Genomic DNA, 26,170 nt, shown 5'->3' on the forward strand with positions numbered 1-26,170 from the left:
GGCTTAGTCCTTGGTAACGCGGTTGATTTCAGCGAGGCTGGTGACGCCGTTCTTGACCTTCAGCAGCGCCGACTGGCGCAGGTCACGGACACCGGATTTCTGTGCGGCTTCGGCAATCTGCATGGCGTTGCCGCCGGCCAGCACGATGGCCTGGATGTCGTCGGTCATCGGCATGACCTGGTAGATGCCGGTACGGCCCTTGTAACCTTCGGTGCAGTCCGGGCAGCCGACCGCTTCATAGATGGTAAGGCCGGCGTCGATCTCGTCCTGGGTGAACCCCTCGGCCAGCAGAGCGTTGGCGGGCAGGTGCACTTCGCGCTTGCAGTCGTGCAGGCGGCGCGCCAGGCGCTGGGCGATCACTACCGTCACCGACGAGGTGATGTTGAACGGCGCCACGCCCATGTTCATCAGACGCGCAATGGTCTGCGGCGCGTCGTTGGTGTGCAGCGTGGACAGCACCATGTGACCGGTCTGCGCGGCCTTGATGCCGATCTCGGCCGTCTCCAGGTCGCGGATCTCGCCGACCATGATCACGTCCGGGTCCTGTCGCAGGAAACTGCGCAGCGCGGCGGCGAAGGTCATGCCGCGCTTGACGTTCATCTGCACCTGGTTGATGCCTGGCACACGGATCTCGACCGGGTCCTCGACCGTGGAGATGTTGCGGCTGTCGTCGTTGAGGATATTCAGCGCGGTGTACAGCGACACCGTCTTGCCCGAGCCGGTGGGACCGGTGACCAGCACCATGCCGTAGGGCTTCTTGACCGAGCTGACGAAGATTTCCTGCTGGTCGGCTTCGTAGCCGAGCTTCTCGATGCCCAGCTTGGCCGCGCTGCCGTCCAGGATACGCAGCACCACTTTCTCGCCGAAAAGCGTCGGCAGGGTGCTGACGCGGAAGTCGATCTGCTTGGTCTTGGACAGGTTGAGCTTGATGCGGCCGTCCTGCGGCACGCGCTTTTCGGCGATGTCCAGCTGCGCCATCACCTTCAGGCGCGCGGCGATACGCGCCTGCAGCTTCACCGGGACCTTGGCGACCTGCTTGAGCAGGCCGTCGATGCGCAGGCGCACGCGGTACTCGGTCTCGTACGGCTCGAAGTGGATGTCGGAGGCGCCGCGGCGGATCGCATCCACCAGCACCTTGTTGACGAACTTGACGACCGGCGTGTCGTCGCCCTTGGCGTCCACGCCGGTGTCGCCGGCCAGCTCCTCATCGCCGCCGCCGACTTCGAGGTTTTCCATACCCTCGTCGTCGTCGCCATCGGCCAGTGCGTCGCTGGTTTCCAGCATCTTGTCGATGCCGCGACGGATGGAGTCCTCGTCTACGAGGATCGCCTCCACCACCAGGTTGGTCTGGAACTTGATCTCGTCCAGCGCCCGGCTGTTGGTCGGGTCGGCCACGCCCACGAACAAGCGGTTGCCGCGCTTGAACAAGGGCAGCGCGCAATGCTTGCGCAGCAGCTCCTCGTTGACCAGCTTGACGGCCGCTTGGCTGGGGTCCAGTGCAACAGCATCGAAGATCGGCACGCCGAACTCGAGGGAGTTGGCGGCGGCCATTGCCGGCGGCGCCACCAGCTTCTTTTCGATCAGGTAGGTCGCAATCGGCTTGCGCTCGGCGCTGGCCGCGGCCATGGCCTCGCGCGCAGCGCTTTCCTCCAGTGCCCCGTCCATGACCAGGCGCCGGGCAATGCCGGTGATCCCCACCAGGTTGGCGGTCGCGACGGTGTTCATGCTGCCCCCAGTATTTCCCCGGGCCGACTTTACCGCAAACCCGCGCCCGCGCGAGGTCCCGGGCAGGGCCATGCCCGCCGAGTGTGACGGACCGCTCGGCTTGGCGACGGGCGGCCAGAATTGTCCGGGTTCAAGGTATCTTCCCCCGCTGGGAGGGGACCATGCGAATTTCAGTGGTGTTGCCGGCCAAGAACGAAGCCGAAGGGTTGGCTCGGACCTTGCCGGGCCTGAGAGAAGTGCTGCCATCTGCCGAAATCATTGTCGTGGACGACGGCTCCAACGACACAACGGCCGACGTGGCGCGCCACCATGGCGCGCGTGTTGCTGCTTCGCCCTATTCGATGGGAAACGGCGCGGCCATCAAGCGCGGCGCACGCCTGGCCAGCGGAGATGTCATCGTATTCATGGATGCGGACGGCCAGCACAACCCGGCCGATATCCCAATCCTGCTGGAGCGGATCGAAGCCGGCTATGACATGGTGGTTGGTGCTCGCGACGGCAGCGGGCAGGCCAACGTGCATCGGGGGCTCGCCAATCGGTTCTACAACACCCTGGCGAGCTGGATGACCGGGCACCGGATCCTAGACCTGACCTCCGGCTTCAGGGCGGTCCGGGCCGACCGGTTCCGAGAGTTCCTCCATCTGCTGCCTAATGGCTTCAGTTACCCGACCACGAGCACCATGGCTTTCTTCCGTAGCGCGTATCCAGTGGCCTATGTACCCGTCAGTGTGGCGCGTCGGGTGGGAACAAACAGCCATATTCGTCCGCTCCGGGATGGCATCCGCTTCTTGTTGATCATCTTCAAGATTGCCACGCTCTATTCACCCCTCAAGCTGTTTCTGCCCACTGCCGGGGTGTTCATGCTCATGGGTTTGGGATGGTACGCATGGACACTGGTAACCGAGGCGCGTTTCACCAACATGAGTGCGCTGTTGCTGAGCGCATCGGTGATTGTGTTCCTCATCGGGCTGATATCCGAACAGATCACCTCGCTGACATACGTGCGCGACCGTGATTGATCCCTCCGGCCCTGCTCGGCCGGATGACCCGGACCGGGAGTTTACCGGCAAGTACGAAGAGGCCGGTTGGGCAGGAGCCTGGCTCGTCGATCGCTTTTACTGCGAAGTACATCGCTTGCTTCTGCCACACCTGAGGGAAGGGTGTTCCCTGCTGGAGGTGGGCTGCGGAGCCGGCTTTTCAACGCAGCGAGTGCTGCCGTGGTTGCCAAAGTCGTCGACGTTCGTCGGATCCGATGTGGGGGAAAGCCTTCTGCATAAGGCGGCGCAGCGCAATCCAGGGGCGTGTTTCGCGCGCCAGTCGGTCTACGACCTCGCCCTTGCCGATAAAAGCGTCGACATCATCGTGATGCTGGAAGTGCTGGAGCATCTGGACGATCCCTGCCGTGCGCTGTTGGAGCTGCGGCGGGTGGCCAAGGAGGCCGTCATTCTCTCGACTCCACGAGAGCCCCTCTGGCGCTTTCTCAACCTCTGTCGCGGCAAATATGTCCGTGAGCTCGGCAATACGCCGGGCCACATACAGCACTGGTCGAGTGGCGGCCTGCGGAGGCAGGTTGCGCCATATTTCGAGATTCGTGCAACCGCGCAACCGGTCCCATGGACGATCCTTTCACTGAAGCCACGGCCTTGAAAAGGCGCTGGGCCGTCCTTGCCCGCGCAATCCGAGCGGGTTACGTCATCGCTGTTGTGGTTGCAGTTGCGTGGGCGATCATCAGCACTGACTTTTTGGCCCAAGGGCAAGTACTTGCGAGCCTGATGCGACCCGCCGGCTGGGCATTCATCGCCGCATGGTGCGTGATGGTGGTCATGCTCGGTTGGCTCTGGCGCCTATGGGTGGAATGGCGATACGGCGTGACGCTTAGAGCCGCGGAATGGTTGCATGCACAGGCCATGGCGTGGTCGGGTCGTTACCTGCCGGGAAAGCTGGGTCTGATGCTGGGCAAACTTGCTGTCGCGCGCGACCGACTCGGATGGCGCAAGGTGGGGAGGTCAGTACTGGTCGAGCAGATGGCGTTCGTCGCAGCGGGGATTTTCACTGCGGTGTTGCTGATGCCTTCCTACTTGGTGGAAGGCTTCGACGAGCTGCCGAGGTGGGTGGTTTCAGGTTGGCCGATCTTCCGTCCGCTGATCGCTGCAGGAACAGTCTGCGCATTCATCCTGGGTCTGCGTGTGCTGGATGGGATCACCACAGGAGAAACGGATGAAGGAGGAGCTCATCCCGGGCTCGGCAGGCGTGTCGTGCTTCTCGGCCTGTATGTAGCACCGCATGTGCTGGTTGGCATCGCCTTTTACGCGCTCGTGCTGGCAACCAGCTCGGGAACAGTGACCCCGTCGATCGCTCATTGCATCGCAATTCTGGCGCTGGCACATGTCGCCGGAATCCTGGCGATATTTGCGCCGGCGGGGCTTGGCGTTCGCGAACTGGTCCTGGCCGCCGGGCTAAGCCCATTCATGGGGTTTCAGGAATCACTGCTGATCGCCGCAGCTCTGAGAATGCTCACCTTGGTGGCGGACAGCTTTGTCGCGGGTTCGATCGCCATTACGTGGGCTGCCGCCAAGCGTGATGGATCGTCGAATAAAGACAGCGCCTGAGCGAACGCCACCCGTACATCGCCGGCGATTCGCAGCCATCAGAGGGATACGTAAGAAGCACCGCTTGAGACCGCGTGCGCATGCACAGTTGTCGAGTGACCGGAAAAGTCACACGCATGAGCCCTCCTTCAGAGCATTGCTCCTACAGCCTGCCTGAGGCGTGCAATCTCAAGGCTGCCCGCAACTTCGTACGTCTCTACTCTCGAAGCGACCTCCCCGAGTACTGCTTCTGCCCGGGCCCTGTCCCCCAGGTGGACGTAGATGCGCACCAGAAGTGCGCCTACGGCCGGGTCAGCGTTTGGCTGCCACGCCATCTCGGCCTGGTAGCGCGCCGCGTCCCATTCACCGGCACGAGCGTAAAGGGTCGCGGCTGTCGTTCTGAGCATCCATTTCGGTCTGGAAGTGTTCGGTTGGGTTGCAGCCCCGTCGATGATTCGGACGATCGCATCGGCCAGCCGGCCGGGTGTGAGTGCCCCCCCACATCGCCCCTCTTCGAGTGCTCGCGCCAATGGCCTGAATGAGGACGCGTCCGAGAGTCGAATGGGGGCGATGGCCGAATCCACTGCTCTATCCAGATTGTCCAGGTTCGGCGCTGCGCCCGCGAAACAGTCGATGGTGATCGAGTGCACGAACCCCTGCATGCGGTTGCGTTGATCAGGACCCATAGCAAGGCTCTGGGCCAATTCTTGAGCGTCAACAAACCGCCGCTCCTTCAAAGCGACGCCCGCCTTTACTATCTTGGCGCGCATGGAATCAGGTCGGTGCCTCAGGGCCTGTTCCGCGAGTGCCCCTTCCGATCGCCATGTTTGGACCTGGGTCCAGGAGACCCACATCAGTCCGGCGAGAATGCCCGGCACGAGTATCGTTCGCCCAATCACGAACAGCGCTTGGCTGTGAAGCCGAACCCGCTGTCCCAGCAGAAAAAGCAGACAGGCCGAGGCGAGTAGCAGGCCGGTCGCGGGCAGGTAGTTTCTGTGCTCGAAATAGAGCTCAAGTGGCAGGAACGTCGACTCGACCCCGTGCGCCACCAGGAAGAATGTCCACCCCAGAAATACAGTGGGCGCTCTGCGACGGTAGCTGTAAGCGACTCCGGTAATGGCGAGTAATGCGACGATGCTCGCCAACGTCTCCGGTGGGGACAGCAACCCCTCCGAGACGGCGAAATCGTCGACAAATACCCCCATGAGCCCGCCCCGGGGCCAAAGCAACAGACCGATATAGGTCATGAGTGCCCGCGGCTGGCTCAGCAGGCGTTCCAGCATCGTGAAGTCACGGGTGTCATACAGCCCCAGCAGCTTCTCCGGCGCTACCACCAACAGACCGGTGGCAAGAAGCATGGGGGCCAGCAGAAACAGGCCAAAGAACCACTGGACGCGGCGCTCCCTGGTGAAGAGTCCCCGGAAGTAGGCGATCTCGATCAGCAGGCACAATGCAGGCGCGACCGCCGCATTCTCCTTGCTGAGCAGCCCGATAAGGAATGCCGCGGGAAAGGCTACAAAGAGAAAGCGTGAGGCGCGTGCCGTGTCGCCTATTGCAAGAAGCCGGCGGCCCTGCACGTAGGCCAGCAGGGCGAGGAGCACGAAGAAGGTGCTGAGTTGCGCCATGCGCTGGACTGCATACAGCACGGTGCTGACGTTGATCGGGTGCAGAAGCCAAATGACGGCGACTGCAAGCGCTATCCGTTCCGCATATGCAGCCAAGCGGACGTCATGTGCCAACAACCGGCGAAAGAGCTGCCAGACAGCGGTGGCACACGCGAGGTGGATCAGCAAGTTGCCGAACTTGAACGGGAATGGATGCATGCCCCCGGTGGCCACGGTGAGCAGAAAACTTGCCATTGAGACCGGTCGGCCGAGTTCTCCCGACGCATTGCCCCAGATGATCTCGCGTGCGCTGGCCGTGCCTTGGAGCCATTTCTCCAGTGGCCCAAAGTTATATGCATCGTCCAGTACGAAGGGGCCGCCAAGCCCGCTCCAGTACAAGCCGACCGCTGCCGCACACGCTGCATAGAACATCAGCCGGCAGAGGGTGCTTTCGTTCAACAGTCGGTCAAGGGGTGTCGCTGCCCCACCAGGAACATTCATTGGTCAAGGATTCGGTCGGCACTCGGCAGGAATCTGGCTGGCGGGTACGCCGTTGGTCTCGGTGCACGTCCACTCCACGCGCCCATTGCCTTCGCCCGGCTCCAGCCGGAACTGCGCCACGGGTCCGCCGGTGTCACGTGTCACGGCCGTGATAATCCCCTCATTGGCAATCGTGACGGTGTCGCAATAGGTGCTCGAACCGAAGACGTAGCCGGTGCTGGTAGGGGTGATGCGCGCCAGCTCGCCCAAGTCCTGCGCCGATTCGCCAACCGAAAGCTTGGCGGCCGCCGCCACATGCAGGCACTCGCTGTTCTTGGTGCGGACCGAGAAGTCCTGGTAGGCAGGCAACGCGATCGCTATCAGGATGCCGAGGATCGCGATGACGATCATCAGCTCGATCAAAGTGAAGCCAGCCATTTCGGCTCTTCCCCTGGAACGAGGCAGTTCAACAGTCTGCATGGCCATGCTCTCCCCCTGGCTTGTGCTTCATGGTGTGATCGGCTTGAAGCGGTCTGTCGCGCTCGATCAGAAAACGAAACCCCGGCAAGCCGGGGTTTCGATATGACGCACTAACAACGTTCGAACTAATTACGGACGGCACTCTGCCGGGATCTGCGAGGCCTTAGCACCAGCAGTCTCCGCACAGGTCCAGTCGATGCGGCCGGCGGTGAAGTCGGGCGTCAGCTCGAACTCGGCCATCACCTCGCCACCGGTGGCGGTTGCGACCGTGTTGATGATGCCGCCATCGGCCACGGCCACGTCAGCACAGTAGTCGCTGGCGCCGAAGGTATAGCCGGTGTTCGAAGCCGTCACCGAATCGAGGTCACCGCGGTCCTGCGCGGTCTCGGAGACCGACAGCTTGGCGGCAGCGGCGATGTTCAGGCACTCGGCGTTCTTGGTGCGGACGGTGTAGTCCTGGTACGCCGGCAGCGCGATGGCGATCAGGATGCCGAGGATCGCGATCACGATCATCAGCTCGATCAGGGTGAAGCCTTTCTGGTTCTTCATCATGGTGTTTCCCCTAGGAGTGGTTTGGAACTTCACGTGCCTGCAGGGCCGGCGATTCCGGTCCTTCGGCTTGCCGTGCGTGCTGCACGTGCCGAGTAAGAATACGCATAAGGCGTGCCAAGTGTTCAGCGGCGGTTGCCGCTGTCGCGAACTGAAAGGCGTGTCACGGTTTTGGCGCGGGTGGCTGCCGGTGGATTGACGCGACGGGTCAGGTCGGGGGTGCGATGTGACGTTGGGGGGCAGGTTTCCGGTTGCGTGCCAGTGCGGGATGCGTGTGTGTGGCCATATTTCGGGTGCTGCGCACGCACGTGGCGTTTCGTCCGATCGCAGTGGCGCAAAGTCGATGCCGGTTGCGGTGGTGGGGGGTACGACGGATGCCGGGAGACAGGGAAAGCCGCTGGGTTCCCGCGTTCGCGGGAATGACGGTGTCCGGGGGCGGGCGTGGATTGTTGGCTGGCGCGCCTGTAACCCGTAGCCCGGGTAAGCGCCGCGCACCCGGGTGCTATCGAAGGTGGCGGCGGGTCCCGGGTGCGCTTTGCTTACCCGGGCTACGGTGTCAGTCCGTCCGGCCCGTCGGCGCAAGCCGGCGGGCAATCGTCGAGCCGCGAGCCGGTGGCTCATTGGTCTCCGCGGGCCGAAAAGCACCCCTCCCCAACCCGTCCGGCCCGTCGGCGCAGCCGACGGTCGTTCGTCAAGCCGCGAGCCAGTGGCTCGCAAGCGGCTCTCCTCACCCCCTGCAGGCAGGGGAGGGGCAGCCCTCAGTCGATGCCCAGCTTCTTCAGCTTGTAGCGCAGCGCCCGGAAGGTGATGCCCAGGGCGGCGGCGGTGCGGGTCTTGTTGTAGCGGTTTTCCTGCAGCGCGTGCTGGATGGCGGCGCGCTCGATCTCCTCGATGTAGGAGGGCAGGCCGCTGGTGGCGGTGTCGCGCGGGTCGAGGGTGCGGGGGTCGACCCCCGCCGGGCCAGCGCCCGCGGTGCCCGAACCGGTCGCAGGTGTGGGTTGCGGCAAGCGCAGGTCCTGGGCGTTCAGGCACTCGCCCTCGGCCAGCGCCAAGGCGCGTTCGAGGATGTTCTCCAGCTCGCGCACATTGCCGGGGAACGGGTAGGCGCGCAGGGCTTCGAGTGCGTCGTCGCACAGGGTCGGGATGGCACGGCCCTGGTGGGTGGCCAGGCGCTCGAGGATGCGGGCCGAGAGCCCCGGCAGGTCGTCCAGTCGCTCGCGCAGCGGGGGCACGCGCAGCTCGATGACATTGATGCGGTAGTAGAGGTCCTGGCGGAACCGGCCGTCGGCGACCAGTTGCGACAGGTCCTTGTGGGTGGCCGACAGGATGCGGACGTCGACGTTGACCTCGGTGTTGGCGCCGACCGCGCGGATGGACTTTTCCTGGATCGCGCGCAGCAGCTTGACCTGCATCGGCAGCGGCAGCTCGGCCACCTCGTCCAAGAACAGGGTGCCGCCGTCGGCGGCCTGGAAGAGGCCTGGCTTGTCGACATGGGCGCCGGTGAAGCTGCCCTTCTTGTGGCCGAAGAACTCGCTTTCCATCAGCTCGGCGGGGATCGCGCCACAGTTGACCGGCACGAACGGTCCGTTGGCGCGGCCGCCCTCGGCATGGATGGTGCGGGCGACCAGCTCCTTGCCCACGCCGGACTCGCCGGCGATGTAGACCGGCGCCTGGCTGCGCGAGACCTTGGCGATGGTGCCGCGCAGCTCGGCCATGGCCGGGGATTCGCCGTACAGGCGCGCGGCCACGGCGCTGGTGTCGTTGCGCTGGGTTTCGCCCAGGTCGAGCGCGTGGCGGACCAGGTCGCGCAGCACGGTGAGGTCGACGGGCTTGGCGACGAAGTCGAAGGCGCCGGCCTTCAGCGCTTCCACCGCGGCCTCGACGTTGCCGAAGGCGGTGATCATCGCGACCGGGGTATTGGGGTGCTTCTGGCTGATCTCGGCGACGATCTCCATGCCGGAGCCGTCGGGCAGGCGCATGTCGGTCAGGCACAGGTCGTAGCTGTTGCGCGCCAATTGCGCCCGCGCGTCGCCGACGCTGGAAGCGGTGTCGCAGCGCAGGCCCATGCGGCCCAACGTCATGACGAGCAGTTCGCGGATATCGCGCTCGTCGTCGACCACCAATGCACTGCGGGTTTCGGCCATCCGTTCCTCCGGCCGACACGATAGCGGAAGCGCCATCCCCGGGCCAAGGCGCGATGGTAGGGGATTGACCCGCCCCTGCGTTACCGCTGGCCTGGCGTGCGTGCCGTCGGGGCGGTGCCCGGGCGGGCGCCCGGGTGGTTGCGGCTGGCTTCCCCGGCGGCCATGCGGATGCGGAAACAACTGCCGCCACCGGGCATCGGCACGTGGTCGAGCGAGGCCTGGTTGCCGCGGCACAGCTCCCGGGCGATGTACAGGCCCAGGCCCGTGCCATGGCCGGAGGTGGTGAAGAAAGGCCGGAACAGCTGCTGGGCGACCTGCTCGGGGATACCCGGGCCCCGGTCGAGCACGTCCACCAGCGGCGTGCCGTTGGCGTCGCGGTGGACGTTGAGCTGGATCCGTGCCGGCTCCCCGGGCAGGCGGCCGTACAGCAGCGCGTTGTGCACCAGCACGGTCAGCACCTGGTGCAGCTGGCGCGGGTCGAACATCGCGGTGATGCGCGCCTCGCTGCCCGTCGCGCGCAGGCTGTCGTCCTCCAGCGGATGGCTGGCGGCGTATTCGTCGATGAAGTGGCGCGCCAGCGCAACCAGCTCGACGTGCTCGGGCTTGGCCGGCTCGCGGCGGGCCAGGCCCAGCACGTTCTCGATGATGCCGTTCATGCGTGAGCCCTGCTGGCGAACGATTTCCAGCAGCCGGCGGTCGGCCGGACGGATGTCGTCGGACTCCTCAAGCAGCTGCACGGCGTAGTTGATGGCCGCCAGCGGGTTGCGGATCTCGTGGGCGAGGCTGGCGGAGAAGCGGCCGAGCGTCGCAAGGGTGAGCGACTCGGCGCGGCGCGCGGCCAACGAGGTGTCGTCGAGGAACACCAGGGTCTGGTCGCTGCCGGCCAGCAGCCGGGTAAAGCGCGGCACGACCTCGGGCTGGTCGGGCGAGACCTGCAGTGGGGCGTCGCTGGCGATTGCGCCCTCACGCCAGGCCGCCAGCCGTTCGGCCAGTTCGGGCAGGGCGACGTCGAGCGTGCGCTGGCCGTCGCCGGCCTCGCCCAGCAGCAGGGTGGCGGCCTCGTTGGCCAGCCGCACCCGGTTGTGGCCGTCCACCAGCAGCACGCCGGTACGCAGGCGGCGGATGATCAGTTCGTTGACCTCGACCAGGTGCGCGGTTTCGTGGCCGCGGTGTTCGGCCAGCGCGTGCGCGGCGCGCATCTGCCGGCCCAGCACGCTGGTCAGGGTGGCGATGGCCAGATAGCCGATCGAGAACATGATCGGCTCGGCCAGCCGCCGGCCTTCGCTTTCCTCGACCAGCGACGTCCAAGCGAACTCGCCGATGATGCCGAGCACCGCGACCAGCGCCATGCCGAGGCCGTAGCGCGTGCGGAGCAGAAGGGCGGCCGCGCCGACGTTGAACATCAGCATCAGCGCGATACCGGTGCCAGCGCCGGGGACCGCATGGATGGCGAGGATGCCGAAGGCGAGGTCGGTGGCGATGCCCGCCAGCGCCTGCCCTTGGAGGTCGCCGCGACGGCCGAAGGCGAACAGCAGTGCAGCCAGCGCGAGGTAGGCCAGCGACAGGGAGCGGGCGAAGATGTCGTGGCGCGGCTCGCCCACCAGCCCGTCGATCGGCCCGAACAGCACGAACACCAGCAGCGCCGCTTCCAGCAGGCGGTACAGGGTGAAGAAGTAGAGCTCGCGGCGCAGGGCGCTGTCGGCATTGGCAACGTCGACGGCAGGCAGGCGTGGCAGCAAGCGGTGTCCCCTTCCCGGCTCGGTGCCCGGAGTATAGGCATGGACCCGTCCGTACCTGTAGGAGCGGCTTCAGCCGCGATGCCGAACCATGGAGTTGCGTTGTAGGAGCGACTTAAGTCGCGACCTGCGTGGGCAGCCGCGGGTGCGCAGTCGCGACTTACGTCGCTCCTACAGGAAAACCATTGGGCGGATCCGATCGCGGCTGAAGCCGCTCCTACAAGGGCGCGGGACCGCGGCCCGGCGGGCCCCGCCCCCCCCGTTTTGCCCGCCCCGCCGCAATCGGCGACAATGGCCGGCCCCCTCGCGCCCGCACCGTCTTCCGGTCGCCGCCGCGCGGGCATTCCGTTCAATTCCCCTCGGTGACGCATGAATTTTCACGAATACCAGGCAAAGCAGCTCTTTGCCGACTACGGCATTGCCGTGCCGGCCGGACGCGTGGCGCGCACGCCCGAAGAAGCCGTTGCAGCCGCCAAGGACATCCCGGGCGACCTGTGGGTGGTCAAGGCCCAGATCCACGCTGGTGGCCGCGGCAAGGCCGGCGGCGTCAAGCTGGCCAAGAACTTCGATGAAGTGAAGCAGTACGCCGCGGCGATGCTGGGCACGAAGATGGAGACCTACCAGTCGGCCGGCGTGGCACTGCCGATCGACACGGTGCTGATCTCCGAGGGCACCGACATCGCCAGCGAGCTGTACCTGTCGGTGCTGGTGGACCGCTCGACCCAGTCGATCACCTTCATCGCGTCGGCCGAGGGCGGCGTGGAAATCGAGAAGGTCGCCGAGGAGAATCCGGACGCCATCAAGTCGCTGCACGTGAACTACGTCCAGGGCCTGCAGCCGTACCAGTGCCGCCAGATGGGCTTCGACCTGGGCCTCAACGCCAAGCAGGTCGGCCAGCTGACCAAGATCATGATGGGCCTGTACAGGCTGTTCAACGAGAAGGACCTGGCGCTGGTCGAGCTCAACCCGCTGGCCATCCTCACCAACGGCGACCTCGCCGTGCTGGACGGCAAGGTCAACTCGGATGACAACGCGACCTTCCGCCACAAGGACCTGGCCGCGATGCGCGACATCCGCCAGGAAGACGAGACGGAAGTGCAGGCCAGCCAGCACGACCTCAACTACGTCACGATGGACGGCAACATCGGCTGCATGGTCAACGGCGCCGGCCTGGCGATGGCGACGATGGACGTGATCTCGCTGGAAGGCGGCTCGCCGGCCAACTTCCTGGACGTCGGCGGCGGCGCCACCAAGGAGCGCGTGACCGAGGCCTTCAAGCTGATCCTGTCGTCCGACAAGGTGAAGGCGATCTTCGTCAACATCTTCGGCGGCATCGTGCGCTGCGACATGATCGCCGAGGGCATCATTGCCGCGGTCAAGGAAGTGGACGTCAAGGTGCCGGTGATCGTGCGCCTGGAAGGCACCAACGTGGAAGCCGGCAAGGAGTTGCTGAAGAACTCCGGCCTGGCGATCACCCCCGCCGACGACATCAACGACGGTGCGAAGAAGGCGGTTGCGGCCGTCGCCAACGCCGCCTGATCCGAGCGTAGCCCGGGTAAGGCCGTCAGGCCGCACCCGGGTCTGGCATCCCCCACATCGTGATCCCGGGTGCGCTTCGCTTACCCGGGCTACAGGAAAACAAGGACTCGCAATGTCCGTTTTGATCGACAAGAACACCAAGGTGATCGTGCAGGGCTTCACCGGCCAGCAGGGCACCTTCCACGCCGAGCAGATGGTCGAGTACGGCACCAAGGTTGTCGGCGGCGTCACGCCTGGCAAGGGCGGTACCGAGCACCTGGGCCTGCCGGTCTTCAACACCGTGCAGGACGCGGTCGACGAGACCGGCGCCGACGCCTCCGTCATCTACGTGCCGCCGCCGTTCGCGGCCGACGCGATCCTCGAGGCGGCCGATGCCGGCATCCGCGTCATCGTCTGCATCACCGAGGGCATCCCGGTGCTGGACATGCTGCGCGTCAAGAACACCCTGAAGGGCTATGACGACGTGGTGCTGGTCGGCCCGAACTGCCCCGGCGTGATCACCCCGGGCGAGTGCAAGATCGGCATCATGCCGGGCCACATCCACATGCCGGGCAAGGTGGGCATCGTCTCGCGCTCGGGCACGCTGACGTACGAAGCCGTCAAGCAGACCACCGACGCCGGCCTGGGCCAGTCGACGTGCATCGGCATCGGCGGCGACCCGATCAACGGCACCAACTTCATCGACGCGCTGAAGCTGTTCCAGGACGACCCGCAGACCGAAGGCATCATCATGGTCGGCGAGATCGGCGGCAGCGCCGAGGAAGAGGCGGCCGAGTACATCGCGCAGTTCGTGACCAAGCCGGTGGTCGGCTTCATCGCCGGCGCCTCGGCCCCTCCGGGCAAGCGCATGGGCCACGCCGGTGCGATCGCATCGGGCGGGCAGGGCACTGCTGCCGGCAAGTTCGCCGCGATGGAGAAGGCCGGCATCACCACGGTCAAGTCGCCCGGCGACCTGGGCGCGGCGATCGCCAAGCGGCTGGCCAAGTAAGGCATCCGCAGCGGTACCGAAAAGGCCACCTTCGGGTGGCCTTTTTCGTGGGCGCGGCATCGCGTGACATCACCTGGCCGCCGGCTGCCCTACCATTCCCGGATGACCCAGACCCTCCGCCTCGCCCTCGCCCAGTTCGACTTCCCGGTCGGCGCCGTCCGCCGCAACGCCGCGCGTATCGCCGAGATGATCGTGCAGGCGCGCGACGAGTACGGTGCGCAGCTGGTGCTGTTCCCGGAGCTGGCGCTCAGCGGCTATCCGCCCGAAGACCTGCTGATGCGGCCGGGCTTCCTGGCCGACTGCGAGGCCGCGCTGCAGGAAATTGCCGCCGGCGTGAGCGGCATCACCGCCGTGGTGGGATGGCCGCAGGCGGCCGGCAGCATCGTCTACAACGCCGCCAGCGTGCTGCGGGACGGCCGCATCACACACACCTACCGCAAGCGCGAGCTGCCCAACTACGCGGTGTTCGACGAACGCCGTTACTTCGATGTCGACCCGGACGGCGGCGCCTGCATGTTCGAGGTCGACGGCATCCGCGTCGGCGTGCTGATCTGCGAGGATCTGTGGTTCCCCGAGCCACTGGCCGAAACCGTGGCCGCCGGCGCGGAGCTGGTGCTGATCCCGAATGCCTCGCCGTTCGAGCGCGACAAGCACGCGCAGCGTGACGCGCTGATGGCGCAGCGGGCGAAGGAAACGCAGGCGCACGGCATCGGCACCGCACTGGCCTACCTCAACACCGTGGGCGGGCAGGATGCGCTGATGTTCGATGGCGCGTCTGTCGTCGCAGACGGCGATGGCGCGGTGCACCCGGCCGCAGCGGCGTTCACCGACCAGTGGCTGGTGGTCGACTTCGACCGGGAGACGCGCCGCTTCCAGGCCGTGCAATGGATGGTCGATGGCGACGAAAGCCGCGACGCGCTGGCGTGGCGGGCCATCGTCCGCGGCACGCGCGACTACTTCCACAAGAACGGGTTCCGCAAGGCTTGGCTCGGCCTGTCGGGCGGCATCGATTCGTCTCTGGTGCTGGCCGTGGCCGTGGATGCCTTGGGCGCGGAAAACGTCACTGCCGTGCGCATGCCTTCGCGCTACACCGCCGACCTGTCCAACGACCTGGCGGCCGAGCAATGCGCGTCCCTGGGCGTCGAGCTGCTGACCCTGCCGATCGAGAAACCGTTCCAGGGCTACCTTGACGCGCTGTCGGAGATCTTCGAAGGCCACGCGGTGGACACCACCGAGGAGAACCTGCAGTCGCGCACCCGCGGCGCGCTGCTGATGGCGCTGTCCAACAAGTTCGGTGGCCTGGTGGTGACCACCGGCAACAAGAGCGAATACGCGGTCGGCTACGCCACGATCTACGGCGACATGTGCGGCGGCTACGCGCCGATCAAGGACCTGTACAAGACGGAGGTATTCGCATTGGCACGCTGGCGCAACACCGTCGGCGGATCGGCCCCCCACGGCGGCCAGGTCATCCCACAGGCGGTGATCGACCGCCCGCCCTCGGCCGAACTGCGCGAGAACCAGAAGGACCAGGACTCGCTGCCGCCGTACGACGTGCTCGACGCCATCCTGCTGCGCCACATCGACCAGGAGCAGTCGCGCGAGGACCTGGTGCAGGCCGGCTTCCACCCGGCCACCGTCGACCGCGTGCTGCACCTGGTGCGCATCAGCGAGTGGAAGCGGCACCAGTCCGCGCCCGGGCCCAAGGTGTCGCGCCGGGCCTTCAGCCGCGAGCGGCGGTATCCGATCACGAACGGGTACGGGACCTGACACTGACTCGATGTAGCGGTGCCCTTGTAGGAGCGGCTTCAGCCGCGATCGTCATGCGGATGTCGATGCCGCTGTAGGAGCGACGTAAGTCGCGATTCACGACGGGACTGACGTTCGATAAGGCTCGGAGTTCGGTCGCGACTTATGTCGCTCCTACAAAAGACCTCGGGAATGCGATAGCGGCTGAAGCCGCTCCTACAGTTGCCCCATCCCGGAAACGAAGACGCCGCCCATTGGGCGGCGTTTCCATGTTGCGGTGTCGCGTGGTCAGTCGTTATCCAGCGCCGACTTCTCACCCGCGAACGGGTTCAGTTTGCGCCAATCGCTCGGGTAATCCGGCCAGTCGCCGCTCAGGTACGGGTGGTTCGGCTCGTTCTGCTGCAGCACGCGCTCGGCATCGGTGGCCAGCGTCTCGTTGCCCAGGCCCGTGTAGGCCGCGGCCAGCGTGGCGACTGCGTCGTTCTGGTAGATGCTCTGCGGGTAGGTTTCCAGCAGGTAGGTCGCGCGCTCGGCGGCGGCCACGTAGGCGGTGCGGCGCAGGTAGTACAGCGCGGTGTCCAGCTCGTGGCGGGCGAACATGTCGCGCAGCTCGCCCATGCGCTTGCGTGCGTCGGCCGCATACCGGCTGTTGGGGTAGCGGTCGGCAACGATCGAGAAGTCGTTGTGGGCCTGCATCGGCGTGGCCAGGTCGCGGCGGCTGGCATCCAGGCGCCACACGCGCTGGAGGAACACCGCGTCGCGGCTGGAGTTGGTCAGCCCGCGCAGGTAGTACATGTACGGCGTGTTGCGGTGGGTCGGGTAGGTGCGGATGAAGCGGTCGATGCTGCTGATCGCCTCCTCGTGCTTGCCGGCCTTGTACTGGGCGTACGCGGTCTCGATCAGCGCCTGCTCGGTGTACGGGCCGTACGGATACTGCGCAACCAGCCGCTTGTAGGTGGTCTCGGCCGCCGACCAGTTGCCGTTGCGCATGGACTGGTGGCCCTTGTCGTACAGCGCCTCGACCGGCTGGTTCTCGTCGGCGTTGTCGTCCTTGAACCAGCCGCCGATGCGGGCGCACCCGGTGCCGGCGAAGGCGATGATCAGCAGCAGGGCAAGCAGCCGGAAGGCGGGGCGGTTCGGGGCGGAACGCTGGGTCATGGCAGGTCTTGGCGGGCGCCGGAGGCACGAAAGGCCGATAATAGCAGCCCGTGGCGGGCCCCCGGCCCACCCGGCGCTTAACCGCCGGCCACCCCGCAGCCAGTTGCAGACCTCATGGATCCCACCCCCCAGGAACTCACCTCCACCGTGCCCGACAGCGCCGCAGGGCGCCGCTTCGACGCCGTGCTGGCGGAACTCTTTCCCGAGTATTCGCGCTCCCGGCTGTCGAGCTGGATCAAGTCCGGTGACGCGCTTCTGGACGGCGAGCAGGTGCGCCCGCGCGACCCCGTGCGCGGTGGCGAAGCCGTCAGCCTGCGCGTCGTGCAGGAGGTGCAGACGCATTCGGAACCCGAAGACATCGCGCTGGACGTGCTCTACGAGGACGCGCACGTGTTCGTCATCGACAAGCCGGCGGGCCTCGTCGTCCACCCGGGCGCGGGCAACCCCACCGGCACGCTGGTGAACGCGCTGCTGCACCGCGACCCGGCGCTGAACGCGCTACCGCGCGCGGGCATCGTCCACCGTCTCGACAAGGACACCTCCGGGGTGATGGTGGTGGCGCGCACGCTGCCGGCCCACACCGCGCTGGTGGAGCAGCTGTCGGCGCGCGCCGTGCACCGCCAGTACCTGGCCGTCGTGGTCGGCGCACTGGTGTCGGGCGGCACCGCCAACCTGCCCATCGACCGGCACCCGCGCGACCGCATCCGCATGGCAGTGCGCGAGGACGGCCGCGACGCGGTCACCCACTACCGGCTGCGCGAACGCTTCCGCGCGCACACCCTGCTGGAGTGCCGCCTGGAAACCGGCCGAACCCACCAGATCCGCGTGCACATGCAGCACCTCAAGCACCCGATCATCGGCGACCCGTTGTACGGCGGCCCGCTCAAATTGCCCAAGGGCGCGACGCCGGAACTGGTCGATACGCTGCGCGGGTTCAAGCGCCAGGCGTTGCACGCCGAGACGCTGGAGTTCGCCCATCCCGTCGGCGGCGAGCCGGTGCGCTGCAGCGCGCCGATGCCGGCCGACATGCAGGCGTTGGTCGCGGTGCTGCGCGACGACAGTGCCGCGGCGGCGGAGCGGGCACGCTGATCGTGCGCCACCCCGCGCTGCTGCAGGCCGACTGGCCGGCGCCGGCCGGGGTGCATGGATTCACGACGCTGCGCCATGGCGCGGGTGTGTCGGCGCCGCCGTTCGAGACGTTCAACCTGGGGCTGCGCTGCGGCGACGCGTTGGATGCGGCGATGGCCAATCGCGACGAGCTCTCGCGCATCGGCGGGTTGCCGTCGTCACCGGCGTGGTTGCAGCAGGTGCATGGGGTGGGGGTGGTGCGGGTGTCCGAAGGGCCGCGTATCAAGGGCACCCCTCCCCAACCCGTCCGGCCCTCAGGCGCAGCCTTCGGGCGTTCATCGGATCGCGAACCCCTGGTTCGCGATCGATCCTCTTCACCCCCTGCGTTGGCAGGGGAGGGGGCTGTCGACTCCGAGCCCGAGGCCGATGCGGCCGTGACGTCGACGTCCGGCACCGTGCTCGCCATCCTCACCGCCGACTGCCTTCCCGTGCTGCTGTGTTCCCGTGATGGCGACGAGATCGGCGCCGCCCACGCGGGCTGGCGCGGACTGGCGGCGGGCGTGCTGGAGGCGACGGTGGCGGCGATGCGCACGCCGGCCGACCGGTTGATGGCGTGGCTGGGCCCGGCCGCGGGGCCGGACGATTACGAAATCGGCGTGGAGGTCTACGACGCGTTCGTCTCGCGCGACTGGCGCGCGGGCGCGGCGTTCGCCAGTACCCGCCCGAACCATTGGCGCGTCGACCTGTATGCCCTGGCCCGGAGGCGGCTGCAGCAGGCGGGAATCGAGCCCGATGCGATCCATGGCGGCGGGCTCTCGACCATCGGCGAGCCCGACCGCTTCTTCTCGCACCGGCGCGACGCGCGTACGGGACGGATGGCGACGCTCGCCTGGTTCGAGTAGCCACGCGCGCTCGGCATGCAGTATCGGGCAGTTCGCGACGGGTGACTTGATCGGGCACGTGCCGGCCGCATCTGGAATCGACCCCATTTGGAGCGACCGACATGAGCCTGCAGGACGAGCTGGATGCGCTGCCCGGCGTGACCGCCACCCCGGACGATGCCACCCGCGGCTTCGTGTTCAACCACACCATGCTGCGGGTCAAGGACATCGCGAACTCGCTGGACTTCTACACCCGCGTGCTCGGCTTCACCGTGGTGCGCAAGCGCGATTTCGACGAGGCCGCCTTCAGCCTGTACTTCCTGGTGCGCGTCGCTGACCGCTCGGCCATCCCGGCCGACGAACCCGCACGCGGCCAGTGGCTGCTCTCGCAGCCGGGCGTGTTGGAGCTGACACACAACCATGGCACGCAGGACGATCCGGGCTTCGCCTACCACGACGGCAACAGCGAGCCGCGCGGCTTCGGCCACATCTGCATCTCGGTGCCGGACGTGGAGGCCGCCTGCGCGCGCTTCGAGGCGCTGGGCGTACCGTTCCAGAAGCGCCTCACCGACGGCCGGATGAAGGACATCGCGTTCATCAAGGACCCGGACGGCTACTGGGTGGAAATCCTGCAACCCACGCCGCGCGGCTAGGCGGCCTTCAGCGCCTCGATGTAGCCGCGGCGCCACGCGGTGATGTCGTGCGTGCGCAGCCGCGCCATCATCGACGACCAGCGCTCGCGGCGCTCCTCCATCGGCATCTCGACCGCGGCGGCGATGGCATCGGCTACGCCGTCCAGGTCGTAGGGGTTCACCAGCAGGGCGCCGTCCAACTCGCGCGCCGCGCCGGCGAAGCTCGACAGCACCAGCACGCCCGGGTCGCTGGGGTCCTGCGCGGCGACGAACTCCTTGGCCACCAGGTTCATGCCATCGCGCAGCGGCGTGACCAGCCCGACGCGTGCCAGACGGTAGAAGCCGGTCAGCGAGGCATGCGGGAAGTTTCGGTTGACGTAGCGCATCGGCGTCCAGTCCGGTTGCGCGTGCTCGCCGTTGATGTGGCCCGTCAGGCGTTCGAGTTGTTCGCGCAGCGCCTGGTATTCGGCGACCTCGCCGCGCGACACCGGGGCGATCTGCAGGAAGGTGAGCCGGCCGAGTTGCTCCCAATGGCGCCCCAGGTAGCAGCCGAAGGCGCGGAACCGTTCCGGCAACCCCTTGGAGTAGTCCAGCCGGTCGACGCCGATCGCGAGCAGGCGGCCGGACAGGCTGTCGGCCAGCCGCTTCACGCTCGCCTTGCCCACGGCGTTGGCAGCCTGCTCGGCGATGCGCGCGGTGTCGATGCTGATCGGGAACGCGCCGGCGCGCAGTCGGTGGCCCTTGGCGGTGGCGAGCACGCCGCTCTCGATCACCTCGCCGCGGCCGAACAGGCGCACGTAGTCCTGGAAGCGTTCCAGGTCGCGCTCGGTCTGGAAGCCGATCAGGTCGTACGACGACAGTCCCTCGAACAGCCGGTTGTGGTCCGGCAGCGCCGCCAGCAGGTCCGACGACGGCATCGGCACGTGCAGGAAGAAACCCAGGCGGCACCTGATGCCACGTTGGCGCAACAGCTGCGCCAAGGGGATCAGGTGGTAGTCGTGGATCCACACCAGGTCGTCATCGCGCAGCAGCGGCGCCAGCGTGTCGGCGAACAGCGCGTTGACCCGGCGGTACGCCTGGTAGGTCTCGCGGCTGTAGTCGACCAGGTCAACGCGGAAATGCAGCAGCGGCCACAACGTGCGGTTGGCGAAGCCGTTGTAGTAGTCGTCGTGGTCGCGGCGCGACAGGTCCACCGTGACGTACTGAATGTCCCCCGCCTGCTGCTCGCTGACGTTGCCGGACGTCTCCTCGTCGATGCGGCCGCTCCAGCCGAACCACAGGCCGCCCGTCTCCTCCAGCGCCGCCTGCAGCGCAACGGCCAGACCGCCGGAGCTGGTCCTGTCGGGAAGGGCGACGCGATTGGAGACGATGACGAGGCGGGACATGGGGTTTTGTAGGGGCTAGGGGTTTGGGGCTAGGGACTAGAGGCTGGGGGCAGGGGCGTTGAGGGCCAGGACTTCGGCTTGGAGCTGGGCTAGCCCCTAGCCCCTAATCTCTCGACCGCAATCACGTTGCCTCCTGCCATGGCCGGCTCAGGCGCATCGCGGCGATGATCAGGCCGACGTGCGAGTAGGTCTGGGGGAAGTTGCCCCAGGCCTCGCCGTCGCCGAACTCGAGGTCTTCCGACAGCAGGCCGAGCGGGTTGCGGCGGGCGAGGATGCGCTCGAACATCTCGCGCGCTTCGTCCTCGCGGCCGATCGCGGCGAGCGCGTCGATGTACCAGAAGGTGCAGATCGTGAAGCTGGTTTCGGGCGTGCCGAAATCGTCCGGCGCGACGTAGCGGAACAGCGCGTCGCCCTGGCGCAGGTCGCGGCCGATGGCCTCGACCGTGGCGATGAAGCGAGAGTCGTGCGGCTCGACGAAACCCAGGTCGGCCAACAGCAACAGCGACGCGTCCAGGCGCTTGCCGTCCAGGGACTCGACGAAGTGGCCGAGCTCCTTGTCGAAGGCGTGCTCCAGGATGTGGGCGCGCATGTGCGAGGCGCGACCGGCCCAGTGCGTTGCGCGGTCCTCCAGCCCGAGGTGGGCGGCGATCTTCGCCAGCCGGTCGCACGCCGCCCAGCACATCACGCTGGAGTAGGTGTGCACCTCGGCGCGGCCGCGGAACTCCCACAGGCCGGCGTCGGGCTGGTCGTACAGGGCGAACGCGCGGTCGCCCACCGGCTCGAGCCGGCGGAACATCGACGTATCGCCGCGGTGCGCCAGGCGCCGGTCGAAGAACAGCTGCGTCGACGCCAGCACCACGCTGCCGTACACGTCGTGCTGCTTCTGCACCCATGCCAGGTTGCCGCGGCGCACCGGGCCCATGCCGCGGTACCCGGCCAGCGAGGGCACCTCGTCCTCGGCCAGCTCCACCTCGAAGCCGATGCCGTACAGCGGCTGCAGCTCGCCATCCACCGCGCCGGCGGCGTTACCGGCGATGTTGAAGACGTAGCGCAGGTAGTCCTCCATCGAGCGCGTCGCGCCCAGCCGGTTGAGCGCGCGCACCACGAATGCGGCATCGCGCAGCCAGCAGTAGCGGTAGTCCCAGTTGCGCACGGTGTGCGGCGCCTCGGGGATGGAAGACGTGATGGCCGCGACGATCGCGCCGGTCTCCTCGTATTGGCACAGCTTCAGCGTGATCGCGGCGCGGATCACCGCCTCCTGCCAGTCCAGCGGGATCGACAGGTAGCGCACCCACTCGCGCCAGTAGTCGATGGTCTGTTCCTCGGCGTGGCGCACGAACGCCGCCACCGGTTGGGTCAACGTCTCGTCCGGCCCGAGCACCAGGTGCACCTCGCGATCGAGGACGAACGGCAGCGCATCGCGCACCAGCCGCACGGGGACGTCGCTGGTCAGGCGCAGCGTGAAGCCGGGCACGAGGTAGCGGATGTGGTTGCTGCCCCATGTCGTCTCCGGCACGGCGGCGCCGTAGTCGGCGAGCGGGCGCAGGCGCACACGGATGCGCGGGCTGCCCGCGAGCGGCCGCACCCGCCGCGCCAGCATCACCGGACGGTAGAAGCGGTCGTGCTGGTGCCAGCGGGGTGCGAAGTCGGTGACTTCGACTGCGCCGCCGTGGCGGTCACGCAGCACCGTGCGCAGCACCGCGGTGTTGTCGAGATACGTCTGCTCGGCGCTCTCCAGGTCTTCCAGCTCGATGGCGTAGTCGCCGCCCGGGTGCTGGCTCGGCGAGAGCAGGGCGCAGAAGGTCGGGTCGCCGTCGAAGGCCGGCACGCAGCCCCAGACGATGCGGGCCTGGCCGTCGACCAGGGCGGCGATGCTGCCGTTGCCGATCAGGCCCAGGTCGAGCGTCTGCGCATACGTGGCGTTGTCGGGACGCGCGCTCATGGTTGTGCGGCCTCCACCAGCCATGACCGGACTTCAGCGGGCGAGGCCAGTCCGTGCCGCGCGCAACTGGGCTGCCGGTCGCCGACCAGGACGGCGATGCCGCCGTGGGCCAGCACCGCCTCGAAGCCATGCTCGTCGGTGTGGTCGTCGCCCACGAACACCGGCGTGCGGCCGGCGAACGGCGCCTCGTCCAGCATGCGCGCCACCGCCGCGCCCTTGTTGGCGCCCTTGGGCCGCAGCTCCAGCACGTGGTCGCCGGGTTGCAGGCTGTACCCGGGCAGCCACGCGATCGCCGCCTCGGCCAGGGCCCGCATGGCGGGCTCGGCGTCCGGGTTGCCACGCCAGTGCAGGGCGATCGTCGCGCCCTTGTCCTCGACCACGGCGCCGGGGTGCCGCAGGGCGACCGTCCGCGCCTCGCCGCGCAGGGTCCGCAGGGGAGTCGGCGGTTTGGCGGCCGGGCCATCGCCGCGGTGCTCCAGGCCATGCAGGCCGGCCGCCGGCAGCCGCAGCGGGGCGAACAGGTGGTCCAGCTGCTCCAGCGAGCGCCCGCTGACCAGTGCCAGCGCGCCGTCCAGGCGCCGGTGCAGCACGTCGAGGGCTTCGAGCATGTCGGGGTCGACGTGCACCCGGTGCGGGGCATCGGCGAAGTCCAGCAGGGTGCCGTCGACATCCAGGAACAGCGCCCAGTCGTCGGAAAAGGGCGGGGGTGGGGGCAGGTCGGGTCGGCGCATGCACGCCATAGTGAGCAGCCGGGTGTAAGCATCGGGTGGACGGGGGCGGCCCCCTGTTGAAGGCGGCCGGTGGAAGCCGCATCTAGCGGGCATCGCGGCCCCGCGCCGCCGTCAAGACTCCGAGGACCTCCCCATGCGGATGGACAAGCTCACCTCCCGCTTCCAGCAGGCGATTGCCGATGCGCAGTCGCTGGCCGTCGGGCGCGACCACACCATCATCGAACCGGTGCACCTGCTGGTGGCGCTGCTGGACCAGTCCGGCGGCAGCACCCGGCCGCTGCTGTCCCAGGCCGGCGTCAACGTGCCGCTGCTGCGCGAGCGCCTGGGCGAGGCGCTGGAACAACTGCCGAAGGTGTCGGGCCAGGCCGGCAACGTCAGCGTCGGAAACGACCTCTCGCGCCTGCTCAACGTCACCGACAAGCTGGCCCAGCAGCGCGGCGATGCCTTCATCGCGAGCGAGCTGTTCGTGCTGGCCGCCCTCGACGACGGCGGCGAGGCGGGCCGCGCGCTGAAGGCGGCCGGCGCCGACAAGGCGCGCATCGAGGCCGCCATCGCGAAGGTCCGCGGCGGCGAGAGCGTGCAGTCGGAGAACGCCGAGGACCAGCGCCAGGCGCTGGAGAAGTTCACCATCGACATGACCGCGCGCGCCGAGTCCGGGAAGCTCGACCCGGTGATCGGCCGCGACGAGGAGATCCGCCGCACCATCCAGGTGCTGCAGCGCCGCACCAAGAACAACCCGGTGCTGATCGGTGAACCGGGCGTCGGCAAGACCGCCATCGTCGAAGGGCTGGCGCAACGCATCATCAACAACGAGGTGCCCGAAGGCCTGCGCGGCAAGCGCCTGCTGTCGCTCGACATGGGCGCGCTCATCGCCGGCGCGAAGTTCCGCGGCGAGTTCGAGGAGCGCCTCAAGGGCGTGCTCAACGACCTGTCCAAGAACGAAGGCCAGGTGATCCTCTTTATCGACGAGCTGCACACCATGGTGGGCGCCGGCAAGGCCGAGGGCTCGATGGACGCCGGCAACATGCTCAAGCCCGCGCTGGCCCGTGGCGAGCTGCACTGCATCGGCGCGACCACGCTGGACGAGTACCGCAAGTACGTGGAGAAGGACGCCGCGCTGGAGCGCCGCTTCCAGAAGGTGTTCGTGGGCGAGCCCACGGTGGAGGACACCATCGCCATCCTTCGCGGGCTGAAGGAGAAGTACGCGGTGCACCACGGCGTGGAGATCACCGACCCGGCGATCGTCGCCGCGGCGACCCTGAGCCACCGCTACATCGCCGACCGCCAGCTGCCCGACAAGGCCATCGACCTGATGGACGAGGCCGCCAGCCGCATCCGCATGGAGATCGACTCCAAGCCGGAGGAACTGGACCGCAAGGAGCGCCGGCTGATCCAGCTGAAGATCCAGCGCGAGGCGCTGAAGAAGGAGAAGGACGCCGAGAGCAAACAGCGCCTGGCCGACCTGGAGGCCGAGATCGAAACGCTGGAGCGCGAGTTCAACGACCTGGAGGAGGTCTGGAAGGCCGAGAAGGCCACGCTGCAGGGCGCAACCAAGATCAAGGAGCAGATCGAGGCCGCGAAGCTCGAGCTCGAGGCTGCGCAGCGCCGGCAGGACTATGCCCGCATGAGCGAGATCCAGTACGGCCAGTTGCCGCAACTGGAGACCCAGCTCAAGGCGGCGCAGGAGGCCGAGACGAAGGGCTTCACCCTGCTGCAGGACCGCGTCACCGCCGAGGAGATCGCCGAGGTGGTGTCGCGCTGGACCGGCATCCCGGTGTCGAAGATGCTGGAAGGCGAGCGCGAGAAGCTGCTCAAGATGGAGGACCAGCTGCACGCGCGCGTGGTTGGCCAGGAGGAGGCGATCAAGGTCGTGTCCGACGCGGTGCGCCGTTCGCGCGCCGGCCTGTCCGATCCGAACCGGCCGTCGGGCTCGTTCCTGTTCCTGGGCCCCACCGGCGTGGGCAAGACCGAACTGTGCAAGGCGCTGGCCGAGTTCCTGTTCGACTCCAGCGACGCGATGGTCCGCATCGACATGAGCGAGTTCATGGAGAAGCACGCCGTGTCGCGGCTGGTGGGCGCCCCTCCCGGCTACGTCGGTTACGAGGAGGGCGGCTACCTGACCGAGGCGGTACGACGCCGGCCGTACAGCGTGATCCTGCTGGACGAGGTCGAGAAGGCGCACCCGGACGTGTTCAACATCCTGCTGCAGGTGCTGGACGACGGACGCCTGACGGATGGCCAGGGCCGCACGGTCGATTTCCGCAACACCGTCATCGTGATGACGTCCAACCTCGGCAGCCAGATGATTCAGGAGTTGAGCGGCGAAGGTACGCCCGAGGCCTACACGCAGATCAAGGCCGCCGTCATGGGCGTGGTGCAGAGCCACTTCCGCCCGGAGTTCATCAACCGGCTGGACGACATCGTCGTGTTCCATCCGTTGGACAAGGCGCAGATCCGCTCGATCGCGCGCATCCAGATGGCGGGGCTGGAGAAGCGGCTGGCCGAGCGCGGCCTGAAGCTGCAGTTGTCGGACGACGCGCTGGCGCTGCTGGCCAACGTCGGCTTCGACCCGGTCTACGGCGCCCGCCCGCTCAAGCGCGCGATCCAGCAGCAGCTGGAGAACCCGCTGGCGCAGCGGATCCTCGCCGGCGAGTTCGCCAGCGGCGAGACCGTGCGCGTGGATGCGAAGGGCGGGGAGCTGGTGTTCGAGAAGGGCTGACGGAGCGAGGCGACGCGGTTGTTCCAGCCGCGTCGCCTCGCCAATCCCGCAGGTGACCCTGTAGGAGCGGCT

20 protein-coding genes are annotated in these 26,170 nt (G+C 67.4%); 10 read left to right on the forward strand and 10 right to left on the reverse strand.

Annotated features, from left to right (window positions below; genetic code table 11):
* Positions 1–3: 3 nt before the first annotated feature.
* Positions 4–1,725 (reverse strand): type IV-A pilus assembly ATPase PilB, encoded by a 1,722-nt coding sequence (gene pilB / locus K6753_RS02880; protein ID WP_223674665.1) that lies wholly within the window; start codon positions 1,723–1,725, stop codon positions 4–6.
* A 161-nt stretch (positions 1,726–1,886) separates the two neighbouring features.
* Here pilB and K6753_RS02885 point away from each other — a divergent pair, with 161 nt between their 5' ends.
* Genes K6753_RS02885 through K6753_RS02895 form a run of 3 tightly spaced genes read left to right on the forward strand, consistent with a single transcriptional unit; the run spans position 1,887 to position 4,334 of the window.
* Complete coding sequence (locus K6753_RS02885) at positions 1,887–2,744, forward strand: glycosyltransferase family 2 protein (protein ID WP_223674666.1); 858 nt, start codon at positions 1,887–1,889, stop codon at positions 2,742–2,744.
* Positions 2,737–3,372, forward strand: coding sequence for a class I SAM-dependent methyltransferase (locus tag K6753_RS02890; protein ID WP_223674667.1), 636 nt, complete (start codon positions 2,737–2,739; stop codon positions 3,370–3,372). The genes K6753_RS02885 and K6753_RS02890 overlap by 8 nt, the downstream gene beginning before the upstream one ends.
* Positions 3,339–4,334, forward strand: a complete 996-nt coding sequence (locus K6753_RS02895; protein WP_223674668.1) for a hypothetical protein — start codon at positions 3,339–3,341, stop codon at positions 4,332–4,334. The genes K6753_RS02890 and K6753_RS02895 overlap by 34 nt, the downstream gene beginning before the upstream one ends.
* 128 nt (positions 4,335–4,462) lie before the next feature.
* Here K6753_RS02895 and K6753_RS02900 read toward each other — a convergent pair whose 3' ends face one another.
* The 5 genes from K6753_RS02900 to K6753_RS02925 all read right to left on the reverse strand — a co-directional run bounded on the left by K6753_RS02900 (position 4,463) and on the right by K6753_RS02925 (position 11,309).
* The gene (locus K6753_RS02900) at positions 4,463–6,376 is read right to left on the reverse strand and encodes a hypothetical protein (protein WP_223674669.1); all 1,914 of its coding nucleotides are present in this window, start codon (positions 6,374–6,376) and stop codon (positions 4,463–4,465) included.
* Between the two features lie 45 nt (positions 6,377–6,421).
* Complete coding sequence (locus K6753_RS02905) at positions 6,422–6,877, reverse strand: pilin (RefSeq protein WP_319936641.1); 456 nt, start codon at positions 6,875–6,877, stop codon at positions 6,422–6,424.
* A 129-nt stretch (positions 6,878–7,006) separates the two neighbouring features.
* Entirely contained in the window at positions 7,007–7,426 is a 420-nt protein-coding gene (locus K6753_RS02915) for a pilin (protein ID WP_223674670.1), read from the reverse strand.
* Between the two features lie 758 nt (positions 7,427–8,184).
* Positions 8,185–9,570, reverse strand: a complete 1,386-nt coding sequence (locus K6753_RS02920; RefSeq protein ID WP_223674671.1) for a sigma-54-dependent transcriptional regulator — start codon at positions 9,568–9,570, stop codon at positions 8,185–8,187.
* An 80-nt stretch (positions 9,571–9,650) separates the two neighbouring features.
* Positions 9,651–11,309, reverse strand: a complete 1,659-nt coding sequence (locus K6753_RS02925) for a sensor histidine kinase (protein WP_223674672.1) — start codon at positions 11,307–11,309, stop codon at positions 9,651–9,653.
* Between the two features lie 366 nt (positions 11,310–11,675).
* On the opposite strand from K6753_RS02925, the gene sucC reads away from it, so the two are divergent.
* The 3 genes from sucC (at position 11,676) to K6753_RS02940 (ending at position 15,603) form a co-directional block, all read left to right on the forward strand.
* On the forward strand, positions 11,676–12,845 hold the full coding sequence (gene sucC / locus K6753_RS02930) for an ADP-forming succinate--CoA ligase subunit beta (protein ID WP_223674673.1): 1,170 nt from the start codon (positions 11,676–11,678) through the stop codon (positions 12,843–12,845).
* A gap of 112 nt (positions 12,846–12,957) precedes the next feature.
* Entirely contained in the window at positions 12,958–13,833 is an 876-nt protein-coding gene (sucD, locus tag K6753_RS02935; protein ID WP_223674674.1) for a succinate--CoA ligase subunit alpha, read from the forward strand.
* A gap of 102 nt (positions 13,834–13,935) precedes the next feature.
* A complete protein-coding gene (locus K6753_RS02940) occupies positions 13,936–15,603 on the forward strand; it encodes an NAD+ synthase (protein ID WP_223674675.1) in 1,668 nt (555 codons plus the stop codon).
* 267 nt (positions 15,604–15,870) lie between these two features.
* Here K6753_RS02940 and K6753_RS02945 read toward each other — a convergent pair whose 3' ends face one another.
* Positions 15,871–16,740: an outer membrane protein assembly factor BamD gene (locus K6753_RS02945; protein ID WP_223674676.1), complete on the reverse strand. Its 870-nt coding sequence runs from the start codon at positions 16,738–16,740 to the stop codon at positions 15,871–15,873.
* A gap of 114 nt (positions 16,741–16,854) precedes the next feature.
* Here K6753_RS02945 and rluD point away from each other — a divergent pair, with 114 nt between their 5' ends.
* From rluD to gloA, 3 genes are all read left to right on the forward strand, one after another.
* Positions 16,855–17,829 (forward strand): 23S rRNA pseudouridine(1911/1915/1917) synthase RluD, encoded by a 975-nt coding sequence (gene rluD, locus K6753_RS02950; RefSeq protein ID WP_223674677.1) that lies wholly within the window; start codon positions 16,855–16,857, stop codon positions 17,827–17,829.
* Between the two features lie 2 nt (positions 17,830–17,831).
* The gene (gene pgeF / locus K6753_RS02955; RefSeq protein WP_223674678.1) at positions 17,832–18,710 is read left to right on the forward strand and encodes a peptidoglycan editing factor PgeF; all 879 of its coding nucleotides are present in this window, start codon (positions 17,832–17,834) and stop codon (positions 18,708–18,710) included.
* A gap of 101 nt (positions 18,711–18,811) precedes the next feature.
* Positions 18,812–19,342: a lactoylglutathione lyase gene (gloA, locus tag K6753_RS02960; RefSeq protein ID WP_223674679.1), complete on the forward strand. Its 531-nt coding sequence runs from the start codon at positions 18,812–18,814 to the stop codon at positions 19,340–19,342.
* On the opposite strand, the gene otsA is transcribed toward gloA, so the two are convergent.
* From otsA to otsB, 3 genes are all read right to left on the reverse strand, one after another.
* Positions 19,339–20,706 carry an alpha,alpha-trehalose-phosphate synthase (UDP-forming) gene (gene otsA / locus K6753_RS02965; RefSeq protein ID WP_223674680.1) on the reverse strand — a complete coding sequence of 456 codons (1,368 nt, stop codon included), beginning with the start codon at positions 20,704–20,706 and terminating at the stop codon, positions 19,339–19,341. The two genes, gloA and otsA, sit on opposite strands and share 4 nt — an antisense overlap.
* A 121-nt stretch (positions 20,707–20,827) precedes the next feature.
* Complete coding sequence (locus tag K6753_RS02970) at positions 20,828–22,648, reverse strand: glycoside hydrolase family 15 protein (protein WP_223674681.1); 1,821 nt, start codon at positions 22,646–22,648, stop codon at positions 20,828–20,830.
* Positions 22,645–23,379, reverse strand: coding sequence for a trehalose-phosphatase (gene otsB, locus K6753_RS02975; protein ID WP_425492045.1), 735 nt, complete (start codon positions 23,377–23,379; stop codon positions 22,645–22,647). Before otsB ends, K6753_RS02970 begins: the two co-directional genes overlap by 4 nt.
* Positions 23,380–23,512: 133 nt before the next feature.
* Between otsB and clpB the strand changes: the two genes are divergently transcribed.
* Complete coding sequence (clpB, locus tag K6753_RS02980) at positions 23,513–26,098, forward strand: ATP-dependent chaperone ClpB (protein WP_223674683.1); 2,586 nt, start codon at positions 23,513–23,515, stop codon at positions 26,096–26,098.
* Positions 26,099–26,170 lie beyond the last annotated feature (72 nt).

It is taken from the genome of Novilysobacter selenitireducens (assembly GCF_020026895.1).
Taxonomy (GTDB): Bacteria; Pseudomonadota; Gammaproteobacteria; order Xanthomonadales; family Xanthomonadaceae; genus Lysobacter_C; species Lysobacter_C selenitireducens.

Coding starts and splice junctions, on each gene's coding strand:
- pilB (WP_223674665.1), bottom strand. CDS start 1,725: ATGAACACCGTCGCGACCGCCAACCTGGTGGGGATCACCGGCATTGCC.
- K6753_RS02885 (WP_223674666.1), top strand. CDS start 1,887: ATGCGAATTTCAGTGGTGTTGCCGGCCAAGAACGAAGCCGAAGGGTTG.
- K6753_RS02895 (WP_223674668.1), top strand. CDS start 3,339: ATGGACGATCCTTTCACTGAAGCCACGGCCTTGAAAAGGCGCTGGGCC.
- K6753_RS02905 (WP_319936641.1), bottom strand. CDS start 6,877: ATGCAGACTGTTGAACTGCCTCGTTCCAGGGGAAGAGCCGAAATGGCT.
- K6753_RS02915 (WP_223674670.1), bottom strand. CDS start 7,426: ATGAAGAACCAGAAAGGCTTCACCCTGATCGAGCTGATGATCGTGATC.
- K6753_RS02920 (WP_223674671.1), bottom strand. CDS start 9,570: ATGGCCGAAACCCGCAGTGCATTGGTGGTCGACGACGAGCGCGATATC.
- sucC (WP_223674673.1), top strand. CDS start 11,676: ATGAATTTTCACGAATACCAGGCAAAGCAGCTCTTTGCCGACTACGGC.
- sucD (WP_223674674.1), top strand. CDS start 12,958: ATGTCCGTTTTGATCGACAAGAACACCAAGGTGATCGTGCAGGGCTTC.
- K6753_RS02940 (WP_223674675.1), top strand. CDS start 13,936: ATGACCCAGACCCTCCGCCTCGCCCTCGCCCAGTTCGACTTCCCGGTC.
- K6753_RS02945 (WP_223674676.1), bottom strand. CDS start 16,740: ATGACCCAGCGTTCCGCCCCGAACCGCCCCGCCTTCCGGCTGCTTGCC.
- rluD (WP_223674677.1), top strand. CDS start 16,855: ATGGATCCCACCCCCCAGGAACTCACCTCCACCGTGCCCGACAGCGCC.
- gloA (WP_223674679.1), top strand. CDS start 18,812: ATGAGCCTGCAGGACGAGCTGGATGCGCTGCCCGGCGTGACCGCCACC.
- otsA (WP_223674680.1), bottom strand. CDS start 20,706: ATGTCCCGCCTCGTCATCGTCTCCAATCGCGTCGCCCTTCCCGACAGG.
- K6753_RS02970 (WP_223674681.1), bottom strand. CDS start 22,648: ATGAGCGCGCGTCCCGACAACGCCACGTATGCGCAGACGCTCGACCTG.
- otsB (WP_425492045.1), bottom strand. CDS start 23,379: ATGCGCCGACCCGACCTGCCCCCACCCCCGCCCTTTTCCGACGACTGG.
- clpB (WP_223674683.1), top strand. CDS start 23,513: ATGCGGATGGACAAGCTCACCTCCCGCTTCCAGCAGGCGATTGCCGAT.